A 24321-nucleotide genomic window follows, 5' to 3' on the forward strand; every position below is an offset into this window, starting at 1 on the left:
GACGCATGCCGGCACACGCGGGTGCGGCTGGCACAGGGTTACAAAAGGAATGCCGTTTTTCAGGCTGCCGGGCTGAACACACGGCGCATTGTGACCTCAGTTCTGCTCGGGCTGGGCCTCTGCCGTAGCGGTGGAGACCACAGTGGGCGACACCATGTTGCTGCGGCCGGTTGCGCCGCCCATCATTTCCATGCGGACACGGCCGGCCATCATGCTGGGCGGCTTGAGGTGGTTATAGAGCTGCATCACGGTTTTGACGTAGTTTTTTGTTTCAGGGTAATTGGGGATCTTGTTGCCCGCGCGCTGCACGGCGCCCTCGCCGGCGTTATAGGCCGCGACCGCCAGTTCAAGCTGACCGGGGAACATGGCAATCAGGTCGCTGAGGTAGCTGGAGCCCGCCCGGATATTCGTCTTGGGGTCGGTGAGCTTTTTGTGGATGGTGGAATCCTTGGTAGCCCGCACGCCGTAGCGCTCCGCTGTTGGTGGAATCAACTGCATCAGCCCGACCGCGCCCTTGGGCGAAACGGCCTGGGTGTTGAATCCGGATTCGGTGGCGATCAGGGCCTGCAGCAGCTCGTAGTCGATGCCATGCTTGGCGGAAGCTTCGCGCAACAGGTGCTTGACGGCCTTGTAATTGGGCGACACATCAAAATAAGCCAGCAGCTTGGGCGGCGCATTGGCCACGCCGGTGGCCCGGTTGGCGCCGTTGCCGACGGCTTTGCCGCTTTTGGCAACGTTGTCGCCTGCGCTGAAACTTTCAGCGCCACGGAAGAAAAGCTCATACCGCTCATCCAGCCGCACAGCCGAAAAATGCGCAATGCCGTCTTTGTCCACATAGCCCCAGATGTCGGCCCGGGCTGGCGCCGCAAACAGCGTAGCCAGCCCAAAGACGGCCAGGGGCAGGGCCAGCGCGCGTAACAGGCGTGCAAGGCGCGGCAAGGCTGAATACAACGTCAAAAAAGAATTCATCAAATATCTATTTCCACGGCGTCACCGTGCAACTCCATCAGTTCGCGGCGCGCTGCGGCCTCGCCTTTGCCCATCAGCTTGGTGATGAGCGTCTCGGTTTGCAGAAAATCCTGGTTGCCCAGTTGCACGGGCAACAGGCGGCGGGTGTCAGGATTGAGTGTGGTTTCCCATAATTGTTCCGCATTCATCTCGCCCAGGCCCTTGAAGCGGCTGATGCTCCAGGCACCTTCTTTTACGCCATCCTTGCGTAACTTGTCCAAAATGGCAATCAGCTCGCCTTCGTCCAGGGCATACACCTTGGATGCCGGTTTTTTGCCACGGGCCGGCGCGTCTACCCGGAACAGCGGCGGCCGGGCCACATAGACATTACCTGATTCGATCAATTTGGGGAAGTGGCGGAAAAAGAGGGTCAAAAGCAGCACCTGGATGTGCGAGCCGTCCACATCGGCGTCACTCAGGATGCAGACCTTGCCGTAGCGCAGGCCGGAGAGGTCTGGGGTGTCATTGGGGCCGTGCGGGTCCACCCCGATGGCGACCGCGATGTCGTGGATTTCGGTGTTGGCAAACAGGCGGTCGCGCTCGACCTCCCAGGTATTGAGCACCTTGCCGCGCAGCGGCAGGATGGCCTGGCTTTCCTTGTCGCGACCCATCTTGGCGCTGCCGCCGGCCGAATCGCCCTCGACCAGGAAGACTTCGTTGTGCGCCAGGTCCCGGCTTTCGCAGTCGGTCAGCTTGCCGGGCAGCACGGCGACACCGGAGCCCTTGCGTTTTTCGACCTTCTGGCCGGCTTTCTGCCGGGTTTGGGCGGCCTTGATGGCCAGTTCGGCCAGTTTGCGGCCGTAGTCGACGTGCTGGTTAAGCCAAAGCTCCAGCGTCGGCCGCACAAAGCTGGATACCAGCCGCACCGCGTCGCGTGAATTGAGGCGTTCCTTGATCTGGCCCTGAAACTGCGGATCGAGCACCTTGGCGCTCAGGACATAGCTTGCGCGGGCAAAAACGTCTTCCGGCAAGAGCTTGACCCCCTTGGGCAGCAGCGAATGCAGGTCGACAAAGCTCTTGACGGCATTGAAGAGGCCGTCGCGCAGGCCGCTTTCATGCGTGCCCCCGGCGCTGGTGGGAATCAGGTTGACGTAGCTTTCGCGCACCGGCTGGCCCTCTTCGGTGAAGGCCACGCACCACTGCGCGCCCTCGCCTTCGGCAAAACTCTCGTGCGAAGCGTCGGCAAAACCTTCGCCCTCAAACATCGGGATCACCGGGTCGCCGGTCAGCGTCTGCATCAGGTAGTCGCGCAGGCCGCCCTTGTAGAGCCAGGTCTGGGTGTCTTTGGTTTTCTCGTTGGTGAGCGTGACCGTGACGCCGGGCATCAGCACCGCCTTGCTGCGCAGCAGGTGCGTGAGCTCGGCCATGGGCAGCGCGGCCGATTCGAAGTATTTGGAATCGGGCCAGGCGCGGACGGTAGTGCCCGTCTTGCGGTCTCCCTCGCCGTTTTTGCGCAGGTGCAGCTTTTCAATGACGTCGCCGCCCGAGAACACCAGGTGGGCGACCATGCCTTCACGGTAAGAGGTGACTTCCAGCCGCTTGGACAGCGCATTGGTCACGCTCACGCCGACACCGTGCAGCCCCCCCGAGAAGCTGTAGGCGCCGCCCTTGCCCTTGTCGAATTTGCCGCCCGCGTGCAGCCGGGTATAGACGATCTCGATGACCGGCACCTTTTCTTCAGGGTGCAGGCCGAAAGGAACGCCACGGCCGTCGTCATCCACGCTGACCGAGCCGTCAGAGTGCAGCGTGACCTTGATCTTCTTGCCAAAGCCGGCCAGGGCCTCGTCGGCGGAGTTGTCCAGCACTTCCTGGATGATGTGCAGGGGGTTGTCGGTGCGGGTGTACATGCCCGGGCGCTGCTTGACGGGCTCCAGGCCCTTGAGCACGCGGATCGAACCTTCGGAATATTCGGTGGGTAGTTTGTCAGCCATGGCAGATGAAAGAATTGCCGCAATTGTAGTCGGGGCCGGCAAAGTAACTGTATAGACATACAGTCAACCTGATTTGAGACACGGAACGAAGTGCGGCCCGGGCAGTGTTTTGCCATTTTCGTTACAGTCGGCAGATAGCGCGTTCTCCGCTCCAGACCTTTCTTTTTTCGCCGCTCGCGGCGGCCCGTCCATGACCACCGAAACCAAAAAACTCTCCATGCTGCAGGTCCTGATCTGCGGCGCCACCATCGTCACGCTGTCCATGGGCATTCGCCACGGTTTTGGCCTCTGGCTACAGCCCATCACGCAGGCGCAGGGCTGGACGCGCGAGACTTTTGCTTTTGCGCTGGCGGTGCAAAACCTGTCCTGGGGCGTGTTCGGCATCTTCGCCGGCATGGCGGCTGACCGCTTTGGCGCCTTCCGCGTGATCGTGGGCGGCGCGCTGCTGTACGGGCTGGGCCTGGTGGGCATGGCGCTGTCACCCACCGGTTTCCTGTTCACCCTGACTGCCGGCGTGCTGATTGGTGCCGCACAGGCCGGAACCACTTATGCCGTGATTTACGGCGTGATCGGGCGCAATATTTCAGCCGACAAGCGCTCCTGGGCCATGGGCGTGGCCGCGGCGGCGGGCTCGTTCGGCCAGTTCCTGATGGTGCCGACCGAAGGTTTCCTGATCAGCAGCCTGGGCTGGAAAGAGGCTCTGCTGGTGCTGAGCGGCGCGGTGCTGCTGATTGCGCCGCTGGCGCTGGGCCTGCGCGAAAGTGGGTTCACCGGTGGGCAGCCCGCCAAGCGTGAGCAAACTATCCTTCAGGCGCTGCGCGAGGCTTTCAAGTACCCGAGCTTTCAATTGCTGATGGCGGGCTACTTTGTCTGCGGCTTCCAGGTGGTGTTCATCGGCGTGCACATGCCCAGCTACCTCAAGGACAAGGGCCTGTCTCCCCAGGTGGCAAGCTATGCGCTGGCGCTGATCGGCCTCTTTAATGTGTTCGGCACCTATATTGCGGGCTCGCTGGGCCAGAAAATTGCCAAGCGCAAGATCCTGGCGACGATTTATCTCTCGCGCGCGGTAGTCATTGCGGTGTTCCTGGCGGCGCCGCTTAGCCCCCTGAGCGTTTACATCTTTGCCAGCCTGATGGGCCTGCTGTGGCTGTCGACCATTCCGCCGACCAACGCCGTCGTGGCGCAAATCTTCGGCATCCAGCACTTGTCGATGCTGGGCGGCTTTATCTTCTTCAGCCACCAGATCGGTTCCTTCCTGGGCGTCTGGCTGGGCGGCTACTTATATGACCGCACGGGGAGCTACGACATCGTCTGGTACATCGCGATTGCATTGGGCGTGTTTGCCGCGCTGGTGAACCTGCCTGTGCGTGAATCACCGATTGCACGCGCGGCCGTGCCCCAAGGGGCCTGACATGGCCAAAAGAATCGGCCTGTGGACGCTCGCGATCATCGCGTCGCTGGGGGTGTTTGCCCTCTACACACGGCCGGATTTCCTGTTCACACTCGCCAACCAGGTCTGGGCCTGCTTCTAGTGCAAGGCCCTGTCCAGGGGTTTTATGTGTGTTTTGGGCTGCGGCCCAATCAGGACGGGCGCAAGCAGCTATGAAAACAATAGTAATTACCGGAGCCTCGGACGGCATAGGCGCTGAAATGGCGCGGCAATTGGCCAAAACCCACGGCGCCGGCGTGGCGCTGGTGCTGGCCGCGCGCAATGAAGCACTGCTCAATGAGGTTGCGGGCCAATGCGTTGCCCATGGGGCGCTGACCCTGGCCGTCAAGACCGATGTGTCGCATGAAGACCAATGCCGCCAGCTGGTGGCCGCCGCCATCGGCCGGTTCGGGCAAATCGATGCCTTGATCAACAACGCAGGCATGTCGGCACAAGCCCTTTTTGAAGATGTCAAGGCCCAGGACCTGGCTTGGTACGAACAGCTGATGCGCATCAACCTCTGGGGCAGTGTCTGGTGCACCCATGCCGCCCTGCCCTATTTAAAAGTGCGCCACGGGAGCATCGTGGCGGTCTCCAGCCTGGCGGGCCTGATCGGCGTGCCGGGCCGCACCGCCTACAGCGCCACCAAATTCGCCATGACGGGCTTCTTCGAGGCATTGCGCGCCGAGCTTAAAACGGCCGGGGTCAGCGTAACGACGGCCTACCCGGGCGTGGTCGCCACCCGCATCCGCCACCGCGGCTTTAACGCGGCCGGCGTGGCGGCAGGTGCCAGCGGCCTGAAAGAAGACGACGCCATGAGCGTGGAAGAATGCGCACGGCTGATCGTGCAGGGCATGGAGCGCCGCGACCGCGAAGTCGTCATGACGGCCAAGGGCAAGCTGGGCCGCTGGCTCAAGCTGATCGCGCCGGGCCGGGTCGAAGAAATGGCGCTCGCTGCGCTCAAAGACGACGTAAAGCCAACATGACCACGGCGCACGGCACGGAACCACCCTCCGCCTGGGTGCGGCGCTGGGCGCACCTGGTGCCTGAGCGCGGCCTGGTGCTGGATGTGGCCTGCGGCTACGGCCGCCACGCTCGCTGGTTTTATGAACAAAATCACCCTCTGGCCCTTGTGGACTGTTCTCAAGCAGCTATCGAATTCGTAGCAAATTCGCTTCCCGCACAAGCGGTTGAGGCCGTGGTGGCCGATATTGAAGAAGGCCCCTGGCCCTTTGAAGGACGACAGTTTGCGGCCGTCGTCGTCACCAATTACCTGTGGCGGCCGCTCCTGCCCACGCTGCTGGCCAGTCTGGCGCCGGGTGGCGTGCTGATTTACGAAACTTTTACGCAGGGCAATGAAACGGTGGGCAAGCCCTCACGCCCCGACTTTTTGCTGCGTCCCGGTGAATTGCTGCAGGTCTGCCAGGGCTTGAGAGTGGTGGCCTTCGAGGAGGGTTTTGAGGAGCGTCCGCCGCGCTTTGTCCAGCGCATCGCCGCCGTCCGCGAATCAGCCACCACTGCGGGTTTATCCGCCCCCCTTCATACCGCGGATGGGGGGCCACCCCGCTATAGACTGACCTAGGCTCTGGGTAGAATGCAGGATTGGCCTTTTCCGGGGCCGGCTTGAAGCTGTTCAGGCCGGAACACCCCAGATACCTGCATGGCCGCGAACGTTTACAAGCAGAGCATGAAACCCATTACTGGCAGCATCGTTGCACTGGCAACGCCCTTGCACGACGACGGCAGCGTAGATTACCCCACCCTGCGCAAGCTGGTTGACTGGCACATTGCCGAAGGGACCGACTGCATTGGCGTGGTCGGCACCACCGGCGAATCCCCAACCGTCAATGTCGAAGAACATTGCGAAATCATCCGGGTGTCGGTTGAGCAGGCCAAAAAGCGCATGCCCATCATGGCCGGCTGCGGCGCCAACTCAACGGCCGAAGCCATCGAATTGGCCAAATTTGCCAAAGGCGTTGGCGCGGACTGCCAGCTGCAGGTTGTCCCCTATTACAACAAGCCCACCCAGGAAGGCCAGTACCGGCACTTCAAGGCGATTGCGGAAGCGGTTGGCGACCTGCCCACCGTGCTTTACAACGTGCCCGGCCGCACCGTCGCCGATATGGCGCATGCCACCGTGCTGCGCCTGGCCCAGGTGCCGGGCATTGTCGGCATCAAGGAAGCCACCGGCAACATCGAGCGTGCGCAGTGGTTGATCAAGGAAGTGCCCAAGGGCTTTGCCGTGTATTCAGGCGACGACCCGACCGCCGTGGCGCTGATGCTTTGCGGCGGCCAGGGCAATGTCAGCGTGACGGCGAACGTCGCGCCGCGCCTCATGCACGAGCTGTGCGTGGCCGCCGTGGCCGGCGATGCCCGCCGCGCCATGGAGCTGCAACTAAAGTTGCTGCCGCTGCATCGAAACCTGTTTGTCGAAGCCAACCCGATTCCCGTCAAGTGGGCCATGGCCCGGATGGGCCTTTGCGGCGGCACATTGCGCCTGCCGATGACGCCGCTGGAAACATCGAACGAAGCCGCCGTGGAAAGCGCCCTGCGCATCTGCGGCCTGATCTGATTTGCCTGATCTGATTTTTAAGGGAACCCAAGTGAAGATATTGCCAACACATCCTGCATTTTCCAAAGCCCGGAGCGCCGCAACCGTGTCTGCACTGGTTGCCCTCGGCCTGCTCGCCGGCTGCTCCTCCATCAGGGATGTGATGGAAGGCGAACGCGTCGACTACAAAAGCAGCGGCGCCAAAGCTCCTTCCCTGGCGGTCCCTCCCGACCTGACACAACTGAGCCGCGAAACCCGTTATGTGGTGCCCGGCACTGCGGTGTCCGCCAGCAGCTACCAGGTGGGCCAGCCAACCCAGGCCGTACAAACCGCAGCTGTGACCGTGGGCGACGTTCGCATCGAACGCGCAGGCACCCAGCGCTGGCTGGTGGTGAACCGGCCTGCAGACAAGCTCTGGACACCCGTGCGCGATTTCTGGCTGGAAAGCGGCTTCCTGCTGTCGCAGGACCAGGAAAACCTCGGCATCATGGAAACCGATTACGCGGAAAACCGCGCCAAGCTCCCGCAGGATTTCATCCGCAACACCATCGGCAAAGTATTCGACAGCCTTTACTCCACCGGTGAGCGCGACAAGTTCCGCACACGGCTGGAGCGCCGCCCTGATGGCGGCACGGAAATCTATGTCAGCCACCGCGGCATGGTCGAGGTGCTGACCGGCGTCAAGGCAGGCTCCACCGGCGGGGACAGCACCATGTGGCAACCCCGCCCTGCCGACCCGGAGCTGGAAGCCGAATTCCTGCGCCGCCTGATGGTCAAGCTGGGTGTCACGCAAGAGCAATCGAAGGCCCTGGTGGCCGCCGGTGCGAACAAACAAACCTCGCGGATCGCCACGGTCAACAACCAGCCCGTCGTGCAGATCGACGAAGGCTTTGAACGCGCCTGGCGCCGCGTCGGCCTGGCGCTGGACCGCACCGGCTTCACGGTTGAAGACCGCGACCGCAGCCAGGGAACCTACTTCGTGCGCTACGTCGAGCCCATTGTGAACAAGACTGAGCCCGGTTTCTTCAGCAAGCTGTTCAGCGGCTCGCCACCGGCGGTGCCGCCACTGAAATACCGCATCGCGGTCAAGAGCCAGGGCGAAAGCACCACGGTGTCGGTTCTCAATGCCCAGGGTGCGCCTGAAGCATCGACCAATGCCCAGCGCATCATTCAGGTGATTGCCGACGATTTGCGGTAAATCCCGGTTCGTGACCTTGTTCATCCCGACTGACGATTCCATACCGGTGTGTTGAGGTTCAAAAGCCTGGGCAGTGGCAGTTCAGGCAATGCCACACTGGTTGAAGCGTCGGGAATCACGCCGCTTCGCATTCTTGTCGACTGCGGGCTGGGGCTCAAGCACCTGCTCTACAGGCTCGGTGAGGCGGGGCTGCAACCCGAAGACATCCACGCCGTGTTCATCACCCACGAGCATGGTGACCACATTGGCTGCGCCCGGTCACTGTCGCTTCGCTACCGGATCCCGGTCTGGATGAGCCATGGCACTCACGCAGGCATAGGGGCACCGGATTTTGACGGGTTGCTGCACAAGGCACGCGACGGGAAAGCCATTGACCTCGGCGGCATGCAGCTGACGCCTTTTACGGTGCCCCACGACGCCCGGGAACCCTTGCAGCTCAGCTGTACCGACGGCTCGGCGAAGCTGGGCATTCTGACCGACCTCGGCCATGCCACTTCGCATGTCCTGGAACACCTTGGCGGCTGCGATGCCCTGATGCTGGAGTGCAACCACGATTCCGACATGCTGGCCCAATCGTCCTATCCCGCGTTCCTGAAGCGGCGTGTGGGCGGTCAATATGGACATCTCTCCAATACGGCCGCTGCGGATGTTGTCCGCGGCGTCATGCATCACGGACTACGTCACCTGGTGGCAGCCCATCTCAGCGCGCAAAACAACCGGCCAGAGTTGGTGCAAGACCTGATGGCCGCAGCCGTGGGTTGGGACGCGGAAGACATCATTGTGGCCAGGCCCGACGTCGGCACACGCTGGATCCATATCTGAAAAAGCGTCGCGGGCCCTGCAATGCAGGTGCATGCCGGCCATGGCGGCAACCAAGCGCCCATAAAAAAAGCCGCCTCGCGGCGGCTTTTTTCGACTCGCTGAAGAATTACTTCGCAGCGCTGGCTGGAGCGGCGGTAGCAGCGGCTGCAGCGGCGGCAGCGTCAGCAGCAGGTGCCGATGCAGCAGCGGCAGGAGCCGATGCGTCAGCAGCTGGAGCAGGAGCTGGAGCTGGTGCAGCAACTGGAGCTGGTGCCGGTGCTGGAGCTTCTTCTTTCTTGCCGCAAGCAGCCAGAGCAACAGCGGCAACGATAGCTGCCAAAACGAGTGACTTGTTCATTTTTACGATCCTTGATGATATTTAAGAAAACAATTTCCGGAAATTGCCAAAAGAAAACCCAAACCGGAATTCAAGTTATTTTTGACCGGGGAAAGGACTCGAGCTCTTTCTACCCAGCTTTAAATTATATGCCGGATATTACAAACAGGAACGCAAGCCGGAAAACCCTAAGCCAGCCTTTACAGGCCTGTAGCGCCCTCAGACGCAAAAATGCCCGCCTCAAAGCCCCAGCGTGGTGGCGGGGAACGACGGCGAACTTTTCAGCAAACGCTCATTGATTCGCTCCCTCAACGCCACCCGCCTGGCTACCTCAGAGCCGGCAATGCCAGTGCAGCGCTGCACATCCAGCCGTTCAAAGACCCAGCCGGGGCCGAGCAAGGCGCTGGGCATATCGTCCGCCGCACCCGACGTATTGGCGCGGCATTCCACAATGTGCGCCCAGGTACGCCGCCAGGTGACGAACCGGGCGTGCCGCCTGAGCACTTCATCGTAGTTTTTGGCCAACATTGTGAATTTCCGGCCCGTCATGGACCAGTCATTCAGCGCCTGAACGACTGCACGTTCTCCCAGAGGCCAGTCTTCGAAATCGGGATCGCACACAATGATTTCACGCCACCCCTGTACGGCTGCCGCTGAAAGCGACTGCCTGATCAACTCCGTGAAATCGCTGCGGCCGGTAAACCGGCCTTCCAGCAAGGCGGGCGGCAGGGCAGAACTGGTTTTTTCCGTATCCATAAAACGTCTCCAGGCTGTTTGGCAAGCAGGTCAGTCGTCTTTCCCAGGCAGCGTCTGCCGCAACCAGCCCGCGTCGTGCCAGTCGCCCAGCAGCGCGATGGCAGATGCGCCAGCCTTGCGCAGCTCCCGGGGGGCCAGGCTGCGCTGGTCGGCCAGGCGATGCATCAGGGCAGCATCGGCGCCTTTGGCGCGATAGCTTTCGCCATTGATAAACACATGGTCGCTGTCATACATCATCCGCGTGCGTGTGTCGAGATGCACACCGGCACCCCCCTGCCGTGCCGCATCGGCATCCCACTCGCACTCCACCTCATCGAACCATACCGAGGGCTTGGGTTCGGTCATGTATTCGCCCAGGGCGCAAGCCACAGCCAGGGGATCTTTCAACGCGTCCAGAACCGCCTGGCCGGCGAAGGCCGTGAGCTCTGACGGCATGGCAGCCGGTGTTGGGGTTGCGGCCTGCCCCGCATCGCGGTACAGGCGGGGCCGTGCCTTGCGGCCGATTTCTTCCGCGGCAGATTCGTCGCCCTCATGGCGATCGTCCTCAGTGAACTCGGCCAGGCGATGCAACAGTTCCGCGGCCAGTTCCCCCTGTGCAGGCGACCTGAACCCGATGGAATATGTCATGCAATCTGCAGGTTTTCCGTCGGCCTGCAACGACGCCTCGGCAATACCGTCGTGGGCATAGCGCGGAGGCAGGTAAAGCATGTCGCCCGCCTCCAGGACAAACTCTTCCTCAGGAACAAAATTCCGTAGGATTTTCAGCGGCACATCTTCCTGCAGCGTCAGGTCTTTCTGCCGCCCGATCTTCCATCTCCGCCGGCCGCTGGCCTGCAGCAGAAACACGTCATAGCTGTCAAAGTGCGGCCCAACGCCGCCGCGGGGCGTAGCAAACGAAATCATCAGGTCGTCGAGCCTGGCATCGGGCACAAAGCGGAACTTCTGCAACAGTGCATGCGCGCCGGCGTCATGCAGGTCCACCCCCTGCACCAGCAAGGTCCAGGCTTTCTGGCTCAGCGGCGGGAGGCTTCGCGCGGCAAAAGGCCCCTGTTTCATCCGCCACCCTTTGGGTTGCTGGACGATCAGCCGGGATTCGACTTGCTCACGCGACGCGAGCCTGAACAGCGCTGCGCGGCTGAGCACAGGCTGCAGCCCCGGCAGTGCCTGGCGGATGAGAAGCGGCTTTTTTTGCCAGTGTCGGCGCATGAATTGCGCCGGGCTCAGGCCGGCGAGGAGCTCTAGAGATTGATTGACATCCATGGGACAATTGTCGGATGAAAATCACCCCGCAATGCGTCGTAGCCCTGACATGGACGCTGAAAGACACTCTGGGCGATGTGCTGGACGAGCTGGACGAACCCATCGAGTTTTTACTCGGCGGCGATGACCTCCTGGAGAAGATCGAGGAAGCACTGCAAGGCCATGAAGCCGGAGAGAAGCTTGAGTTGCATCTTGAGCCCGAAAACGCCTTCGGTGACTACGACGAGAACCTGGTTTTCCTCGAACCCCGCAAGATTTTTCCCGCCGAACTGGAAGAAGGCATGACCTTCGACGGCATGGCCCTTCCGCCAGGAAGCAGCGGGCAAGCGCCTCATGATCATATTTACACAGTGACCGAGATCTACCCCGATCACGTCGTACTCGACGGCAACCATCCCCTTGCGGGTATCGCCATCCGGTTGAACCTCAGGGTTGAAGCCGTGCGTGAAGCCAGCGAAGAGGAAATCGGCCAGGGATCACTGGGCACCGGCTTTTTCAAACTCGAACCTATCACACCGGGAAGCGGCACGCTGCATTGAGACGCGTGTGATTGCCGACATAAAAAAGCCGGCCATTCCCCTGGGGGAGTAGCCGGCATCTTCAGATGCGGAGGAACCGCAGCTTTACATGATCCGGTTGATCTGGCCGTTTTCAATCTTTACGCGGTCTCCCACGCGAAGGTTGCCGTAGCTGGGCACGTCGAAGGCGCGTGAGCTGCCATTGTCCAGTTGCACGGAGACGCGATAACTCTCACGAATGGTCGCGTTGCGATTCTTCTCGATGGCGTTGCCGGCCACTGCGCCGCCCACCGCCCCCACCACTGTTGCAGCATCCTTTCCGCTGCCGCCGCCGATCTGATGCCCCACCACAGCACCCGCGACGCCGCCCAGGACTGCACCTACGCCAGAACCACGGCCTTGTTCCGTCGTATGGATGGCCTCTACATTGATGACCCGTCCGTATTCGACGTAAGCATTCTGCTGATTGGCGGGATAGGGCGAAGAAGCGGGATAGGTTGAAGTGGTAGCGGGATAGGACGAATCGCTGTTAGGGCTCATGGGCGCGCAGGCGGCCAGCCCCATCAGTACCAGCGCCGCGGAAGCCGAGGAAATAAGGCGAAATGTGTTTTGCATGAGTCTCTCCTGTTAATAAGTTCATGAGATCCCGGTCTGGCATCGGATTCACGCTAAAGGGAAGCCGATACCAGGAGCGCGGAGACTCCCATGACTCATTAAGGACACGCCGCAGCAAATACAAGGTGGGGTTTAAAGCTGTCGCGACGTGGGAGCCGTATCGCAGGGGCTGTAGGAAAACACCCTCCCTGACGCCCTTTGCCCGCAGCGCGGCAGCCGTTCAGGCTTTGCCCGTAGAGCCGTACCCGCCTTCGCCACGCTCACTGGCGGGAAATTCCGCCACCACATTGAACTGCGCCTGCACCACGGGCACGATCATCAGTTGCGCAATTCGCTCCATCGGCTCGATGGTGAATGGCACATCGCTGCGGTTCCAGGCGCTGACCATCAACTGCCCTTGGTAGTCGCTGTCGATCAGGCCGACGAGGTTGCCCAGCACGATGCCATGCTTGTGGCCCAGCCCCGAGCGCGGCAGGATGAGCGCGGCATAGCCGGGGTTGTGCAGGTAAATGGCAATGCCGGTCGGTACCAGTTGCCAGGCGTTGGCGGCCAGCGTCAGGGGCGCCTCCAGGCAGGCGCGCAGGTCAAGGCCGGCACTGCCGGGCGTTGCGTAGGCGGGAAGGTTGCCCTGAAGGCGCGGATCGAGAATTTTGACGTCGATTTGCATGAACTATTTTTTCTTGGGTAGTTGATTTTTCCGGGCCTCTTCGGCTGCTTGCCACGCAAGCTCGCGCAGGCGCCGCACCAGTGCGCCGGATGAATGACGGTTGGCCTGGAAGACCGCCCACGCCCCGTACACCAGCAGCGCGGGCAGAAACAGGAATCCGGCGCCGGGCACCACCTCGGACAGCACCTGCGTTGCGATCCACAGGATGACGACCCATTTGACGTGGGTGAGGAAGGCGGCGCCGCTGGCCACGACGGCCACGGGCTTGGCCGGGGGCGTCGCGGTGCTTGCCGAAGACGGGGCGCGGAGCGAAATCTTGTCCTGGGGCTCAAGCCGGTCTTCATGGACGCCTGGCGCGTTCGCGTTTGTCAGGCGTTCCACATAGCTGACGAAATCGCCGTCAGGCGGCGTATTCGAGGGAAGGTTCATGGTGCAGCCGCTTTCCCGCTGGAGGGCGCCGCCATCCGGGCCGCGATCTCTGCCACCAGTTGCCGCGCTAGCGAGAGCTTGGAAGCTTTGGGCAGCGCGGTGCTGCCTTGCGCATCCACCAGCAGCAACGCGTTATGGTCCTGCCCGAAGGTGTCGGGGCCGATGTTTCCCACCAGCAGCGGCACTTTTTTGCGCAGGCGCTTTGCCTCGGCGTTGCCAGCCAGGTCGTGGCTTTCAGCCGCAAAGCCCACGCAAAATAACCGGCCTGCCTGGGCGGCGGGTGACTGGGCGACAGTGGCCAGGATGTCCGTGTTTTCGGTAAACACCAGCTGCGGCGTCTGGCCGGAGCCGTCTTTCTTGATTTTCTGCGTTGAAGGCGCTGCCGGCCGCCAGTCGGCGACGGCCGCCGTTGCTATAAAAATAGTAGCTGCTTGCGCATGTCCTGTAACGGCTTCAAGCATATTTTGTGCAGATTTGACGTCAACGCGAGTGACCCCGCGTGGCGTGGGCAGCCCGACCGGACCCGCAACAAGGGTGACCTCAGCCCCTGCTTCGCGCGCAGCCCGCGCAATGGCAAAACCCATTTTCCCGCTCGACAGGTTGGTGATGCCGCGCACGGGATCTATGGCCTCATAGGTCGGGCCGGCCGTGACCAGCACATGCTGCCCAGCCAGCACTTTGGGCGCAAAGAAGGCAATCAGGTCTTCGAGGATCTGCTCAGGCTCCAGCATGCGTCCGTCGCCGGTCTCGCCGCAGGCCTGAAAACCACTGCCCACGCCCAGCACCGTGGCGCCATCACCGGCCAGTTGCACAAAATTGCGTTGGGTCGCCGGGTGCGCATACATCTCGCGGTTCATGGCCGGCGCCACCAGCAACGGGACCTTGTCGATGGGCCGGGCCAGGCACATCAGGCTCAGCAGGTCATCGGCACGCCCATGAAGCAGCTTGGCCATGAAATCGGCGCTCATGGGCGCAACCAGGATCGCATCGGATTCGCGCGACAGGTTGATGTGCGCCATGTTGTTCGCTTCACGGCTGTCCCACTGGCTGGTGTAGACCGGCCGTCCGCTCAGGGCCTGCATGGTGACGGGCGTGATGAACTGCTCGGCAGCTTCGGTCATGACCACCTGCACCGTGGCACCCGCCTTGATTAGCGCCCGGCACAGTTCAGCGGCCTTGTAACATGCAATGCCACCCGACAGGCCCAGCACGATGTGTTTGCCGGCCAGGTCCAGGGCTTCGTCACCGTCAGCGCCATTTCCCGGAATATTCTCTTGATTCGTCATGTTCCGCAATGTAGCAGCTAAGCCCCCACGCTTTTCGCGTCGCGTAATGCGCTGCCCCCGAGGGGGCCGATGCGCCTGCGGCCCGGCAAAGCCGGTTCCGCGGCCCCTGCTTGCTTGGTCAACACCGGCCTGTCAAGCGCGGGCTGCGAGCCGCCATGCGAACCCGAAACGGCTTTAGGCCAAATTCAGTAACCCTCCAAGGGGTATCACGGCAAGCAACCCGTATAATCTCCGTTTACCACCTCTACGAACTTGCGGTTCGTACCTGACATGACCAAATTTGTCTTCGTCACCGGCGGTGTGGTGTCTTCCCTGGGCAAGGGAATCGCCTCAGCCTCCTTAGCTGCGATCCTCGAATCGCGAGGCCTCAAAGTCACTCTTATCAAGCTTGATCCCTATCTGAATGTGGATCCGGGCACCATGTCGCCCTTCCAGCACGGCGAGGTTTTTGTGACCGACGATGGCGCGGAGACCGACCTGGATCTCGGCCACTATGAGCGTTTCATCGAAACGCGCATGCGCAAGGCCAACAATTTCACTACCGGCCAGATCTACAAAAGCGTGCTTGAAAAAGAACGCCGCGGTGACTATCTCGGCAAAACCGTGCAGGTCATCCCGCACGTCACCAACGAAATCCAGGAATTCGTCAAGCGCGGCGCCGGCTACGAAACGGCTGATGCGGTCGACGTCGCCATCGTCGAAATCGGCGGCACCGTCGGCGACATTGAGTCCCTGCCCTTCCTGGAAGCCGTGCGCCAGATGAGCCTGCGCCTGGGCGCCAACAATACGGCCTTCGTGCACCTGAGCTATGTCCCCTGGATCGCCGCCGCCGGCGAACTCAAGACCAAACCCACCCAGCACACAGCCAAGCAACTGCGTGAAATCGGCATCCAGGCCGATGTGCTGCTTTGCCGCGCCGACCGCCGCATCCCCAATGAAGAGCGCGAAAAAATCTCGCTGTTCTCCAACGTTCCCGAGTGGGGCGTGATCTCGATGTGGGACGTCGACACCATTTACAAAGTGCCCCGCATGCTGCACGAACAGGGCCTGGACGGCCTGATCTGCGACAAGCTGCGCCTGAACACGCCACCGGCCAACCTCAAGCGCTGGGACGACCTGGTCTACGAGACCGAGCATCCGCAGACCGAAGTGCACATCGCCATGGTCGGCAAGTATGTGGACCTGTCCGACAGCTACAAGTCGCTCAACGAAGCCCTGCGCCACGCCGGCATGAAAAACCACGCCAAGGTGGTCATCGAGTATGTCGACTCCGAAACCATCACGCAGGACAATGTCTCGCGCCTGGCACGCTTTGACGGCATCCTGGTGCCCGGCGGCTTCGGCATACGCGGCGTTGAAGGCAAGATTTGCGCCGCCCGTTTCGCCCGTGAGCACAAGATGCCCTACCTCGGCATCTGCCTGGGCATGCAGGTCGCGACCATCGAATTCGCGCGCCACGTGGCCGGCCTAAAGGACGCCAATAGCACCGAGTTCGACCCCGCTACCCCGCACCCGGTGATCGCGCTCATCACCGAGTGGAAAGACGCCGACGGCACCATCAAGACACGCAATGCCAAATCCGACCTGGGCGGCACGATGCGCCTGGGTGCGCAAAGCTCGGACGTCGCAGCCGGCACACTGGCCCACAAGATTTATGGTGACGTGGTGACAGAGCGCCATCGCCACCGCTATGAAGCCAACGTCAACTACCTTGATGCCCTGCGTGCGTCGGGCCTGGTCATCTCCGCGCTGACGCAGCGCGAGCAACTCACCGAGATCGTCGAATTGCCGCAAGACGTCCACCCCTGGTTTGTCGGCGTACAGTTCCACCCCGAGTTCAAGTCCACGCCCTGGGATGGCCACCCGCTGTTCAATGCCTATATCGCGGCCGTACTCCAACAGCGCGCCACGGCAGGCCAGGACCCGAAAGCTGCCGCCAAGCCTCTCAAGGCGGTAGCCTGACCATGAAACTCTGCGGATTCGACATTGGCCTGAACCAACCTTTTTTCCTCATCGCCGGCCCCTGCGTGGTGGAGTCCGAGCAGTTGCAGATGGACACTGCCGGCACGCTCAAGGAAATTACTTCCTCGCTGGGCATTCCCTTTATCTTCAAAAGCAGTTTCGACAAGGCCAATCGCACCAGCGAGACGGCCTTTCGTGGACTGGGCACAGAGAAAGGGCTGGAGATTTTGGCCAAGGTCAAAAAGGAAATTGGCGTGCCGGTGCTGACCGACATCCACTCCGAAGACCAGATCGCCCAGGTCGCCAAGGTCGTCGATGTACTGCAAACACCGGCCCTGCTCTGCCGCCAGACCGACTTCATTCACGCCGTTGCGCTGTCCGGCCTGCCGGTCAATATCAAGAAGGGCCAATTCATGGCCCCGGGCGACATGAAGAACGTCATCACCAAGGCGCGCGCGGCCGTCAAGGCAGCCGGTCTGCCGGAAGACAACTTTATGGCCTGCGAACGCGGCGCCAGCTTTGGCTACAACAATCTGGTCAGCGACATGCGCAGCCTGGCCATCATGAGGGAGACGAACGCCCCGGTCGTGTTTGACGCGACCCACTCGGTGCAGTTGCCCGGCGGCCAGGGCAGCAGCAGCGGCGGCGTACGCGAGATGGTGCCGGTGCTGGCGCGTGCCGCAGTGGCCGTCGGCGTCTCTGGCCTGTTCATGGAAACCCATCCAGACCCGGCCAAAGCCCTGTGCGACGGTCCCAACGCCGTGCCACTCAAGCACATGAAGGCGCTGCTGGAAACACTGCTCGAGCTGGATCGTGTCACCAAGAAAAACGGCTTCCTCGAAAACAACTTCAGCGCCTGAGCCAGCGATCCATCCCGCAAGCCTGCACAAGCCATGACATTCGCCTACATCATTGTCGACATGAAGATCACCGACCCCGAGCAGTACAAGCAGTACATGGCGGCCGCGCCCGCCGCGGTTGCAGCCGCTGGGGGCGAATACCTGGTGCGCGGTGGCAAGTTTGAGGCGCTGGAAGGCACCTGGCAACCTGCACGCGTCGCCATGCTGCGCTTTCCCAGCTACGAAAAGGCCAAGGCCTTTTATGACGACGAAATGTACCGCGCCGCACGTGCCAAGCGTGCTGGCGCCACCGAGTTTTTCAATATGGTCCTGGTCGAAGGCGTTGCCGCCCCGGTCTGATCCCCTCTCTACAAAAAAAGGAACCTAATGAGCGCAATTGTTGATATCGTCGGCCGCGAAATTCTCGACAGCCGTGGCAACCCTACCGTTGAGTGCGACGTGCTGCTGGAATCCGGCGTCATGGGCCGTGCCGCTGTGCCTTCGGGCGCGTCCACTGGTTCGCGTGAAGCCATCGAGCTGCGCGACGGCGACAAGTCGCGCTACCTCGGCAAGGGCGTGCTCAAGGCCGTCGAACACATCAACACCGAAATCTCCGAAGCCGTGCTGGGCCTGGACGCCAGCGAACAGGCCTTCCTGGACCGCACGCTGATCGACCTGGACGGTACCGACAACAAATCGCGCCTGGGCGCCAATGCAACGCTGGCCGTCAGCATGGCCGTGGCCCGCGCAGCGGCTGAAGAAGCCGGCCTGCCCCTGTACCGCTACTTCGGCGGCAGCGGTGCCATGCAAATGCCCGTGCCCATGATGAACGTGGTCAACGGCGGCGCGCACGCCAACAACAATCTCGATCTGCAAGAGCTGATGATCATTCCGGTTGGCGCACCGAGCTTTCGCGAAGCTGTGCGTTACGGTGCCGAAGTCTTTCATGCGCTCAAGAAAATCCTGCACGACAAGGGCATGAGCGTGGCCGTCGGCGACGAAGGCGGCTTTGCACCCAATGTGGCCAACCACGAAGCCGCGATCCAGATGATCCTGGAAGCCATCGATGCCGCCGGTTATGTGGCCGGTGAGCAAATTGCCCTGGGCCTCGATTGCGCAGCATCGGAGTTCTACAAGGACGGAAAATATGTCCTGGGCGCAGAAGGCCTGAGCCTGGACGCCACCGAATGGACCAACATCCTGGCCACCTGGGTCGACAAATATCCCATCATCAGCATCGAAGACGGCATGGCCGAAGGCGACTGGGACGGCTGGAAGACCCTGACTGAACGCCTGGGCAAAAAAGTGCAGCTGGTCGGTGACGACCTGTTTGTCACCAACACCAAGATCCTCAAGGAAGGCATCGACAAGCAGATTGCCAACTCCATCCTGATCAAGATCAACCAGATCGGCACCCTGACCGAGACCTTTGCCGCCATCGAGATGGCCAAGCGCGCCGGCTACACCGCCGTCATCAGCCACCGTTCGGGCGAAACCGAAGATTCCACGATCGCCGATATCGCCGTGGGCACCAACGCGGGCCAAATCAAGACGGGTTCACTCTCGCGCTCGGACCGCATGGCGAAATACAACCAGTTGCTTCGCATCGAAGAAGACCTGGGTGACATCGCGTCCTACCCAGGCCGCGCGGCCTTCTATAACCTCAAGTAAATGGCCCCCACGCTCGTCGCTTCGCGTGCCTACGGCGGTTCGCTGCCCCGTTCCTCACGTATGGGGGCGCGTTTTTTCTTGGGGCGGCCCGGCGAAAAAACTTGGCCCTTTAAACATCACTTTCAAGCATAGGCATGGGAAACCGGCTCGTCCCCGCCATCCTGATTGCGCTGCTGGGCATATTCCACGCGCAACTCTGGATCGGCCGGGGCAGCATTCCCAGCGTGCGCGACATGCAGCACCGGCTGACCGAACAGCTAGCCAAAAACACCCAGGCACAGGCCGCCAATGACCAGCTCGCTGCAGAAGTCCGGGACCTCAAGGAAGGCCTCGAAATGGTCGAAGAAAAAGCCCGGATCGAGCTCGGAATGGTCAAGCCGAATGAAATCTTCGTGCAGGTGACCAAGTAAGCCCTGGTATCCAGCCTGCGAAAGTGTCCGTGTTGAAAATTGCCGTTACCGGCGCTCCACTTACCGGAAAGAGACAGCTTGCCGCTGCGCTGGACTGCGCCCTGAAAATTTCAGGGCACGAAGCCACCGTAGCCGTGACCGATGCCGCGTCCCTTCCTGCCGACCTCCCCAGCTTTGGGCTGACGCTGCTCATGGGACTGGAAGAAGTGCCATTGCAGGCGGCCAAAACGGCCGATGAACGCTGGCACCTTCAACAAAGCGCTGACCAGTCGATTCGCGCGGCCCTGTCGCACGCGAGCATTCCCTATCGCGTCATGTACGGAACCGCAGAGCAGCGCCTTGCCCGGGCGCTGGAGGCCGCGCAAAGCCTGCGGCCCCGTGCTCCGGCTTTCACCCGAAGCACGCCCGGCGCAACACCAGGATCCAAAAAAAACCAGAAGGCCTGGGTGTGGGTCTGCGAAAAGTGCAGCGATCCTGCCTGTGAGCACCGCCTGCTCAGCGACCTGCTGGCGGAGCGCGCCGCAGCAACCGCTTGAGGCATTGCCCCGCCGCAGCGCGGCCCACGAAACTATTGCACGGTGGACGTGGGTGGCTGCTGGTTGGTCTGGCTGGTGAAAAGCTGGGCCGCATCCACCGGGTCAAACTCATACTGCGCGCCGCAAAATTCGCACCCGACCGCGACCTTGCCGCGTTCGGAAATGATGCTCTCGATTTCGTCTGTACCCAGGCTGCGCAGCATATTGCCCACACGGTCGCGCGAACAGCTGCAGGCGAAACTGGGGGTAGCGGGTTCAAACCGGGTGACCTGCTCTTCCCAGAAAAGACGGCGCAGGATCGTGTCGGCGTCGAGGGTTAAAAGCTCTTCGCGTTTGAGCGTGCCGGCCAGCATGGCAATACGTTTGTAGTCTTCATTGACGCCGATCTGGTCTTCATTGGCGTCCCGATCAATCTGGCCTTCAAGGTTCCCCTGGCCTTTGACCGGCAGCCGCTGGATCAGCAGGCCGGTAGCCACCTTGCCGTCGGCTGCAAGAATCAGTTTGGTGTCGAGCTGCTCACTTTGCAGCATGTAATGCTCAAGCACTTCCGCCAGATTCTCAATCTTCTCGCGCTGGTCGCCAAAAAGCGGCACCACACCCTGGTAGGCCTGCTGCCCCGGCAGCTTGTCCTTGGGGTCCAGCGTGATCGCGCAGCGGCCCTGATTGCTCACGTTGACCAGCTGGCTCAGCGAACTGCCCGCATCGACCGTACCCGTCACCGTGGCGGTGGCGCGCAAGCTCAGGTCGGGCTGCACTTCGGCAACAGCCAGCTTGACCGGGCCGTCACCGAAGATCTGAAGAATGAGTGCACCGTTGAACTTGATGTTGCTCTGCATCAGCGCGCCGGCGGCCGTCATTTCGCCCAACAGCTGCATAACCTCGGCCGGATAGCCGCCGCCTGCCTGCCTGCGCTTGAGGATTTCCTGCCAGGAATCGGTCAGGCGGACCAGCATGCCGCGAACCGGCAGGCCTTCAAAGATGAATTTATGCAACTCAGACATTAGGCCCCCACGCTTTTCACTTCGCCTTCGGCTCCGTGTAATGCGCTGCCCCCCGAGGGGGCGCTGCGCCTGCGGCCCGGCAAAGCCGGTTCCGCGGCCCCTGCTGGAATGGGAACTCCGACGCTAGCGCTCTGTGTATATATTTTGGGTTTGATCATGCTTAAGTGCCGTTCAGGCGATTTTCTTGAGCCCGGCTTTGTAGCGCTGGGCATTTTCTATATAGTGCTTCGCGATCATTTTTAAACCCTCGATCTGCTCGGGGGAAAGCTGCCTCACCGCTTTGGCCGGGCTGCCGATGATCAGGGAGCCATCCGGAAATTCCTTGCCTTCGGTGACCACGGAGCCCGCGCCTACCAGGCAGTTCTTGCCGATCTTCGCGTGATTGAGCACCACCGCCTGGATGCCGATCAGCGAGCCATCACCGATGGTGCAGCCGTGCAACATGACCTGATGGCCCACCGTGACGTCTTCTCCGAGGGTGAGGGGCACGCCCATGTCGGCATGCAGCACACTGTTGTCCTGGACGTTGGTGCCCCGGCCTACCGTGATGGTTTCGGTGTCGCCCCGGATCACCACGCCAAACCAGACGCTGCAGTCTTCGCCAAGCCGCACATCGCCGATCACCTGGGCGTTGTCGGCCACCCAGGCGGACGCGGGAACGGTGGGGGTCAGCTTGTCCAGTTGATAGATGGCCATGGGTTTATTCGAAATTAAAAGAGAAGTGATGAAAAGCAGACAGGAAGCAGGGCGTGTACCAGCCACAAGCCTTACGCCTCGATTGTAAGGAGCCCCCCGCCTGATGTCTGCCCGGCGCTCTGCGGCAAGCCCCACCACGTTTCACGGTATCACCGACAATTCCCCCATGACGATGACACCGCCTCCAGCCGAACTGCGCCAGCAAGCGCTGCGGGCGCTGCTGGCCAAAGATTCAGAACAAAAAGTGCTTCTAACCCAGGCGCTGCATGGACAAGCAGCTACTCTTTTGATAGCAACCGATCTACCGCTTGAGGCACCGGCCGGCCTGCCCGGCTGCCCGGAGCGGCCCGAACTGCGTTCCCACCTCGATGTCCCCAAACGCTCGCCCTTCACGCATGAAGGCCTGGCGGCCCTGCTCCACGCCGTCACCCATATTGAGTTCAACGCCATCAACCTCGCCCTGGACGCCATCTGGCGTTTTGCCGGCATGCCGCGCGCCTATTACCTGGACTGGCTGCGGGTAGCTGCCGAAGAAGCCCACCATTTCAGCCTGCTGCGCGCCCACCTGCAAGCCATGGGTTACGAGTATGGCGATTTCCCCGCACACACCGGCCTCTGGGACATGACGGAAAAGACCGCCGGCGACGTGCTGGCGCGCATGGCGCTGGTGCCGCGCACCCTGGAGGCCCGCGGCCTGGACGCCACCCCGCCCATGCAGGCCAAGCTGCGCAAGGTCGGCACGCCGGACGCGCTGCGAGCCGTCGACATCCTGGACATCATCCTGCACGACGAAATCGGCCACGTCGCCATCGGCAACCGCTGGTACCGGCATCTGTGCACCCTGCGCGGGCTGGACCCGGTCGCCACCTATGCGGTATTGGCGCGGCAATATGAGGCGCCCCGCCTCAAAGGCCCGCTGAACCTGGACGCCCGCCGCCGGGCGGGTTTCGACGACGCAGAACTTGCACTGCTGGGTCTTGTTAATACTAACGATTAACGCTGTCTGACACGCTCCCATCGAAAAGCGGCGAATTCCTACGCACAGGATGCGGCAGGAATTTTCAGGGGGCGCTAGACTGCAAAACTCTTGAAAAGGAGTTTGCGCATGATCCCGCACCTCGTTCCAGACGTCCCTTCGCAACTGCCGCGCCTGCCCGCGGGCATCGCCTTGCAGTTGCCTCAGGGCCAATGCCTTGGAGAGCCCAACGCCCCCGTCAAGCTCGCCTTCTCCCACTGGTCCAGCATCGCCCGCCTCAAGGCCGGACAGATCGGCGCGCTGGCGGAAGAGTATGTCGAAGGCAAGCTCCAGCTTGAAGGCGCCATGCGCGACGTCATGCGCGCCGTCACCAAGCTGCTGCCCGGCAATCCGGTGCAAAGCGACACCGGCTGGTGGTCCGGCCTGCTGCACCGCGCCAAGTCCCTGGCCGCCCACACCCAAAGCCGGGATGCAGCGCAAATCCAGTTCCACTATGACGTGTCCGACGCCTTCTATGCGCTCTGGCTCGACCCCCGGCGGGTGTATTCATGCGCCTACTACAGCGACAACGCCATGACATTGGCCCGGGCCCAGGAGGCCAAGCTCGACCACATCTGCCGCAAGCTCATGCTCAAGCCCGGCGAACGTTTCCTGGACATTGGCGCCGGCTGGGGCGCCCTGCTGATCTGGGCGGCCGAACATTACGGCGTCGACGCCACCGGCATCACCCTGTCGAAAAACCAGCATGCGCATGTGCAGCGCCTGATCGAAGAAAAAGGCCTGGGCGGGCGCGTACGCATGGAGCTGCGCGACTACCGCGACATGCCGGAAGACCAGCCCTTCGACAAGGTATCGTCTGTCGGCATGTTTGAACATGTGGGCCATGCCAACATGACGGCCTACTTCCAGAAGATCATGCGCCTGCTGGCTCCTGGCGGGCTGGTCATGAACCACGGCATCACGGCCGGCGGCCTGGAAAACCGCCAGCTCGGCGCCGGCATGGGTGAATTCATCGAGAAGTACATCTTCCCCGGCGGAGAGCTGATGCATGTCAGCGCCGTACTGGAGCACATGTCGCGCGCAGGCCTGGAGATGGTGGACACGGAAAACCTGCGCCCTCACTACGCCCGCACGCTGTGGAACTGGTCGGACGCCCTGGAGGCCCGGCTGGACGATGCGCGCCAGATACTGGCCACAGACGGCGGAGCCGAGCGCGCGGAGAAGACTCTGCGAGCCTACCGCTTGTACCTGGCCGGCAGTGCCATGAGCTTTGAGCAGGGCTGGATCTCGCTGCACCAGATGCTGGCGGCCAAGCCCTCAGGTGATGTGCACAACACACCGGTCACCGGCGCCCAGTCTAGCTACCCGTTCACTCGGGACTACATGTACACCCCCGTCCGGTCTCACTTCGTGTAGCCCGTTCCCCCCTTGCAGGGGGCGGTGC

General features: G+C 61.9%; 26 protein-coding genes. 16 read left to right on the top strand and 10 right to left on the bottom strand.

From position 1 onward, the window contains the following. Positions 1-96 precede the first annotated feature (96 nt). Positions 97-969: a lytic transglycosylase domain-containing protein gene (locus AC1DYR_RS05925; RefSeq protein WP_477704272.1), complete on the bottom strand. Its 873-nt coding sequence runs from the start codon at positions 967-969 to the stop codon at positions 97-99. After that, on the bottom strand, positions 969-2939 hold the full coding sequence (locus tag AC1DYR_RS05930; RefSeq protein WP_477704273.1) for a DNA topoisomerase IV subunit B: 1971 nt from the start codon (positions 2937-2939) through the stop codon (positions 969-971). Before AC1DYR_RS05930 ends, AC1DYR_RS05925 begins: the two co-directional genes overlap by 1 nt. Positions 2940-3129: 190 nt before the next feature. On the opposite strand from AC1DYR_RS05930, the gene AC1DYR_RS05935 reads away from it, so the two are divergent. The 7 genes from AC1DYR_RS05935 to AC1DYR_RS05965 all read left to right on the top strand — a co-directional run bounded on the left by AC1DYR_RS05935 (position 3130) and on the right by AC1DYR_RS05965 (position 9251). Continuing rightward, complete coding sequence (locus AC1DYR_RS05935; protein WP_477704274.1) at positions 3130-4350, top strand: MFS transporter; 1221 nt, start codon at positions 3130-3132, stop codon at positions 4348-4350. Positions 4351-4541: 191 nt separating this feature from the next. After that, positions 4542-5354, top strand: coding sequence for an SDR family oxidoreductase (locus AC1DYR_RS05940; protein WP_477704275.1), 813 nt, complete (start codon positions 4542-4544; stop codon positions 5352-5354). Next, positions 5351-5950 carry a class I SAM-dependent methyltransferase gene (locus AC1DYR_RS05945; protein ID WP_477704276.1) on the top strand — a complete coding sequence of 200 codons (600 nt, stop codon included), beginning with the start codon at positions 5351-5353 and terminating at the stop codon, positions 5948-5950. The genes AC1DYR_RS05940 and AC1DYR_RS05945 overlap by 4 nt, the downstream gene beginning before the upstream one ends. A gap of 105 nt (positions 5951-6055) precedes the next feature. After that, entirely contained in the window at positions 6056-6940 is an 885-nt protein-coding gene (dapA, locus tag AC1DYR_RS05950) for a 4-hydroxy-tetrahydrodipicolinate synthase (RefSeq protein WP_477704277.1), read from the top strand. 31 nt (positions 6941-6971) lie between these two features. Then, on the top strand, positions 6972-8117 hold the full coding sequence (gene bamC, locus AC1DYR_RS05955; RefSeq protein WP_477704278.1) for an outer membrane protein assembly factor BamC: 1146 nt from the start codon (positions 6972-6974) through the stop codon (positions 8115-8117). A 48-nt stretch (positions 8118-8165) separates the two neighbouring features. Continuing rightward, a complete protein-coding gene (locus tag AC1DYR_RS05960) occupies positions 8166-8939 on the top strand; it encodes an MBL fold metallo-hydrolase (RefSeq protein ID WP_477704279.1) in 774 nt (257 codons plus the stop codon). A 177-nt stretch (positions 8940-9116) separates the two neighbouring features. Continuing rightward, positions 9117-9251 carry a hypothetical protein gene (locus tag AC1DYR_RS05965; RefSeq protein WP_477704280.1) on the top strand — a complete coding sequence of 45 codons (135 nt, stop codon included), beginning with the start codon at positions 9117-9119 and terminating at the stop codon, positions 9249-9251. Between the two features lie 244 nt (positions 9252-9495). On the opposite strand, the gene AC1DYR_RS05970 is transcribed toward AC1DYR_RS05965, so the two are convergent. Together AC1DYR_RS05970 and AC1DYR_RS05975 are read right to left on the bottom strand one after the other, a co-directional pair. Further along, complete coding sequence (locus tag AC1DYR_RS05970; RefSeq protein ID WP_477704281.1) at positions 9496-10011, bottom strand: hypothetical protein; 516 nt, start codon at positions 10009-10011, stop codon at positions 9496-9498. 30 nt (positions 10012-10041) lie between these two features. Then, positions 10042-11271, bottom strand: a complete 1230-nt coding sequence (locus AC1DYR_RS05975; RefSeq protein ID WP_477704282.1) for a JmjC domain-containing protein — start codon at positions 11269-11271, stop codon at positions 10042-10044. Positions 11272-11285: 14 nt separating this feature from the next. Between AC1DYR_RS05975 and AC1DYR_RS05980 the strand changes: the two genes are divergently transcribed. Next, positions 11286-11810, top strand: coding sequence for an FKBP-type peptidyl-prolyl cis-trans isomerase (locus tag AC1DYR_RS05980; RefSeq protein WP_477704283.1), 525 nt, complete (start codon positions 11286-11288; stop codon positions 11808-11810). An 84-nt stretch (positions 11811-11894) separates the two neighbouring features. Here the strand turns inward: AC1DYR_RS05980 and AC1DYR_RS05985 are convergent, their stop codons facing one another. The 4 genes from AC1DYR_RS05985 to coaBC form a co-directional block, all read right to left on the bottom strand. Then, complete coding sequence (locus tag AC1DYR_RS05985) at positions 11895-12404, bottom strand: outer membrane lipoprotein (protein ID WP_477704284.1); 510 nt, start codon at positions 12402-12404, stop codon at positions 11895-11897. Positions 12405-12624: 220 nt separating this feature from the next. Next, the gene (gene dut, locus AC1DYR_RS05990; protein ID WP_348049028.1) at positions 12625-13071 is read right to left on the bottom strand and encodes a dUTP diphosphatase; all 447 of its coding nucleotides are present in this window, start codon (positions 13069-13071) and stop codon (positions 12625-12627) included. 3 nt (positions 13072-13074) lie between these two features. Further along, positions 13075-13500, bottom strand: a complete 426-nt coding sequence (locus AC1DYR_RS05995) for a hypothetical protein (RefSeq protein ID WP_477704285.1) — start codon at positions 13498-13500, stop codon at positions 13075-13077. Next, positions 13497-14786 (bottom strand): bifunctional phosphopantothenoylcysteine decarboxylase/phosphopantothenate--cysteine ligase CoaBC, encoded by a 1290-nt coding sequence (gene coaBC, locus AC1DYR_RS06000; RefSeq protein ID WP_477704286.1) that lies wholly within the window; start codon positions 14784-14786, stop codon positions 13497-13499. Before coaBC ends, AC1DYR_RS05995 begins: the two co-directional genes overlap by 4 nt. A 270-nt stretch (positions 14787-15056) precedes the next feature. On the opposite strand from coaBC, the gene AC1DYR_RS06005 reads away from it, so the two are divergent. The 6 genes from AC1DYR_RS06005 (at position 15057) to AC1DYR_RS06030 (ending at position 20204) form a co-directional block, all read left to right on the top strand. Next, positions 15057-16748 carry a CTP synthase gene (locus AC1DYR_RS06005; RefSeq protein WP_477704287.1) on the top strand — a complete coding sequence of 564 codons (1692 nt, stop codon included), beginning with the start codon at positions 15057-15059 and terminating at the stop codon, positions 16746-16748. 2 nt (positions 16749-16750) lie between these two features. Beyond that, positions 16751-17608: a 3-deoxy-8-phosphooctulonate synthase gene (kdsA, locus tag AC1DYR_RS06010; RefSeq protein WP_477704288.1), complete on the top strand. Its 858-nt coding sequence runs from the start codon at positions 16751-16753 to the stop codon at positions 17606-17608. A gap of 33 nt (positions 17609-17641) precedes the next feature. Further along, positions 17642-17947: a DUF1330 domain-containing protein gene (locus tag AC1DYR_RS06015; RefSeq protein WP_457278940.1), complete on the top strand. Its 306-nt coding sequence runs from the start codon at positions 17642-17644 to the stop codon at positions 17945-17947. A 27-nt stretch (positions 17948-17974) separates the two neighbouring features. Beyond that, positions 17975-19258 carry a phosphopyruvate hydratase gene (eno, locus tag AC1DYR_RS06020; RefSeq protein WP_477704289.1) on the top strand — a complete coding sequence of 428 codons (1284 nt, stop codon included), beginning with the start codon at positions 17975-17977 and terminating at the stop codon, positions 19256-19258. Between the two features lie 134 nt (positions 19259-19392). Then, a complete protein-coding gene (locus AC1DYR_RS06025) occupies positions 19393-19668 on the top strand; it encodes a septum formation initiator family protein (protein WP_477704290.1) in 276 nt (91 codons plus the stop codon). A 32-nt stretch (positions 19669-19700) separates the two neighbouring features. Beyond that, positions 19701-20204, top strand: coding sequence for a hypothetical protein (locus AC1DYR_RS06030; protein WP_477704291.1), 504 nt, complete (start codon positions 19701-19703; stop codon positions 20202-20204). A 32-nt stretch (positions 20205-20236) separates the two neighbouring features. On the opposite strand, the gene hslO is transcribed toward AC1DYR_RS06030, so the two are convergent. Together hslO and AC1DYR_RS06040 are read right to left on the bottom strand one after the other, a co-directional pair. Then, entirely contained in the window at positions 20237-21205 is a 969-nt protein-coding gene (gene hslO / locus AC1DYR_RS06035) for an Hsp33 family molecular chaperone HslO (RefSeq protein WP_477704292.1), read from the bottom strand. 171 nt (positions 21206-21376) lie between these two features. Next, positions 21377-21901, bottom strand: a complete 525-nt coding sequence (locus AC1DYR_RS06040; protein ID WP_457278945.1) for a gamma carbonic anhydrase family protein — start codon at positions 21899-21901, stop codon at positions 21377-21379. A 166-nt stretch (positions 21902-22067) separates the two neighbouring features. Between AC1DYR_RS06040 and AC1DYR_RS06045 the strand changes: the two genes are divergently transcribed. Further along, positions 22068-22898, top strand: coding sequence for a ferritin-like domain-containing protein (locus AC1DYR_RS06045; protein ID WP_477704293.1), 831 nt, complete (start codon positions 22068-22070; stop codon positions 22896-22898). Positions 22899-23006: 108 nt separating this feature from the next. After that, on the top strand, positions 23007-24293 hold the full coding sequence (locus AC1DYR_RS06050; RefSeq protein ID WP_477704294.1) for a class I SAM-dependent methyltransferase: 1287 nt from the start codon (positions 23007-23009) through the stop codon (positions 24291-24293). Positions 24294-24321: the final 28 nt, after the last annotated feature.

Source organism: Polaromonas sp. P1_F9, assembly GCF_056405615.1.

Excerpts from the sequence above, each read along its gene's own strand:
- AC1DYR_RS05925 (WP_477704272.1), bottom strand. The coding sequence starts at position 969 with ATGAATTCTTTTTTGACGTTGTATTCAGCCTTGCCGCGCCTTGCACGC.
- AC1DYR_RS05930 (WP_477704273.1), bottom strand. The coding sequence starts at position 2,939 with ATGGCTGACAAACTACCCACCGAATATTCCGAAGGTTCGATCCGCGTG.
- AC1DYR_RS05935 (WP_477704274.1), top strand. The coding sequence starts at position 3,130 with ATGACCACCGAAACCAAAAAACTCTCCATGCTGCAGGTCCTGATCTGC.
- AC1DYR_RS05940 (WP_477704275.1), top strand. The coding sequence starts at position 4,542 with ATGAAAACAATAGTAATTACCGGAGCCTCGGACGGCATAGGCGCTGAA.
- AC1DYR_RS05945 (WP_477704276.1), top strand. The coding sequence starts at position 5,351 with ATGACCACGGCGCACGGCACGGAACCACCCTCCGCCTGGGTGCGGCGC.
- dapA (WP_477704277.1), top strand. The coding sequence starts at position 6,056 with ATGAAACCCATTACTGGCAGCATCGTTGCACTGGCAACGCCCTTGCAC.
- AC1DYR_RS05965 (WP_477704280.1), top strand. The coding sequence starts at position 9,117 with ATGCAGCAGCGGCAGGAGCCGATGCGTCAGCAGCTGGAGCAGGAGCTG.
- AC1DYR_RS05970 (WP_477704281.1), bottom strand. The coding sequence starts at position 10,011 with ATGGATACGGAAAAAACCAGTTCTGCCCTGCCGCCCGCCTTGCTGGAA.
- AC1DYR_RS05975 (WP_477704282.1), bottom strand. The coding sequence starts at position 11,271 with ATGGATGTCAATCAATCTCTAGAGCTCCTCGCCGGCCTGAGCCCGGCG.
- AC1DYR_RS05980 (WP_477704283.1), top strand. The coding sequence starts at position 11,286 with ATGAAAATCACCCCGCAATGCGTCGTAGCCCTGACATGGACGCTGAAA.
- AC1DYR_RS05985 (WP_477704284.1), bottom strand. The coding sequence starts at position 12,404 with ATGCAAAACACATTTCGCCTTATTTCCTCGGCTTCCGCGGCGCTGGTA.
- dut (WP_348049028.1), bottom strand. The coding sequence starts at position 13,071 with ATGCAAATCGACGTCAAAATTCTCGATCCGCGCCTTCAGGGCAACCTT.
- AC1DYR_RS05995 (WP_477704285.1), bottom strand. The coding sequence starts at position 13,500 with ATGAACCTTCCCTCGAATACGCCGCCTGACGGCGATTTCGTCAGCTAT.
- coaBC (WP_477704286.1), bottom strand. The coding sequence starts at position 14,786 with ATGACGAATCAAGAGAATATTCCGGGAAATGGCGCTGACGGTGACGAA.
- AC1DYR_RS06005 (WP_477704287.1), top strand. The coding sequence starts at position 15,057 with ATGACCAAATTTGTCTTCGTCACCGGCGGTGTGGTGTCTTCCCTGGGC.
- kdsA (WP_477704288.1), top strand. The coding sequence starts at position 16,751 with ATGAAACTCTGCGGATTCGACATTGGCCTGAACCAACCTTTTTTCCTC.
- AC1DYR_RS06015 (WP_457278940.1), top strand. The coding sequence starts at position 17,642 with ATGACATTCGCCTACATCATTGTCGACATGAAGATCACCGACCCCGAG.
- eno (WP_477704289.1), top strand. The coding sequence starts at position 17,975 with ATGAGCGCAATTGTTGATATCGTCGGCCGCGAAATTCTCGACAGCCGT.
- AC1DYR_RS06025 (WP_477704290.1), top strand. The coding sequence starts at position 19,393 with ATGGGAAACCGGCTCGTCCCCGCCATCCTGATTGCGCTGCTGGGCATA.
- hslO (WP_477704292.1), bottom strand. The coding sequence starts at position 21,205 with ATGTCTGAGTTGCATAAATTCATCTTTGAAGGCCTGCCGGTTCGCGGC.
- AC1DYR_RS06040 (WP_457278945.1), bottom strand. The coding sequence starts at position 21,901 with ATGGCCATCTATCAACTGGACAAGCTGACCCCCACCGTTCCCGCGTCC.
- AC1DYR_RS06045 (WP_477704293.1), top strand. The coding sequence starts at position 22,068 with ATGACGATGACACCGCCTCCAGCCGAACTGCGCCAGCAAGCGCTGCGG.
- AC1DYR_RS06050 (WP_477704294.1), top strand. The coding sequence starts at position 23,007 with ATGATCCCGCACCTCGTTCCAGACGTCCCTTCGCAACTGCCGCGCCTG.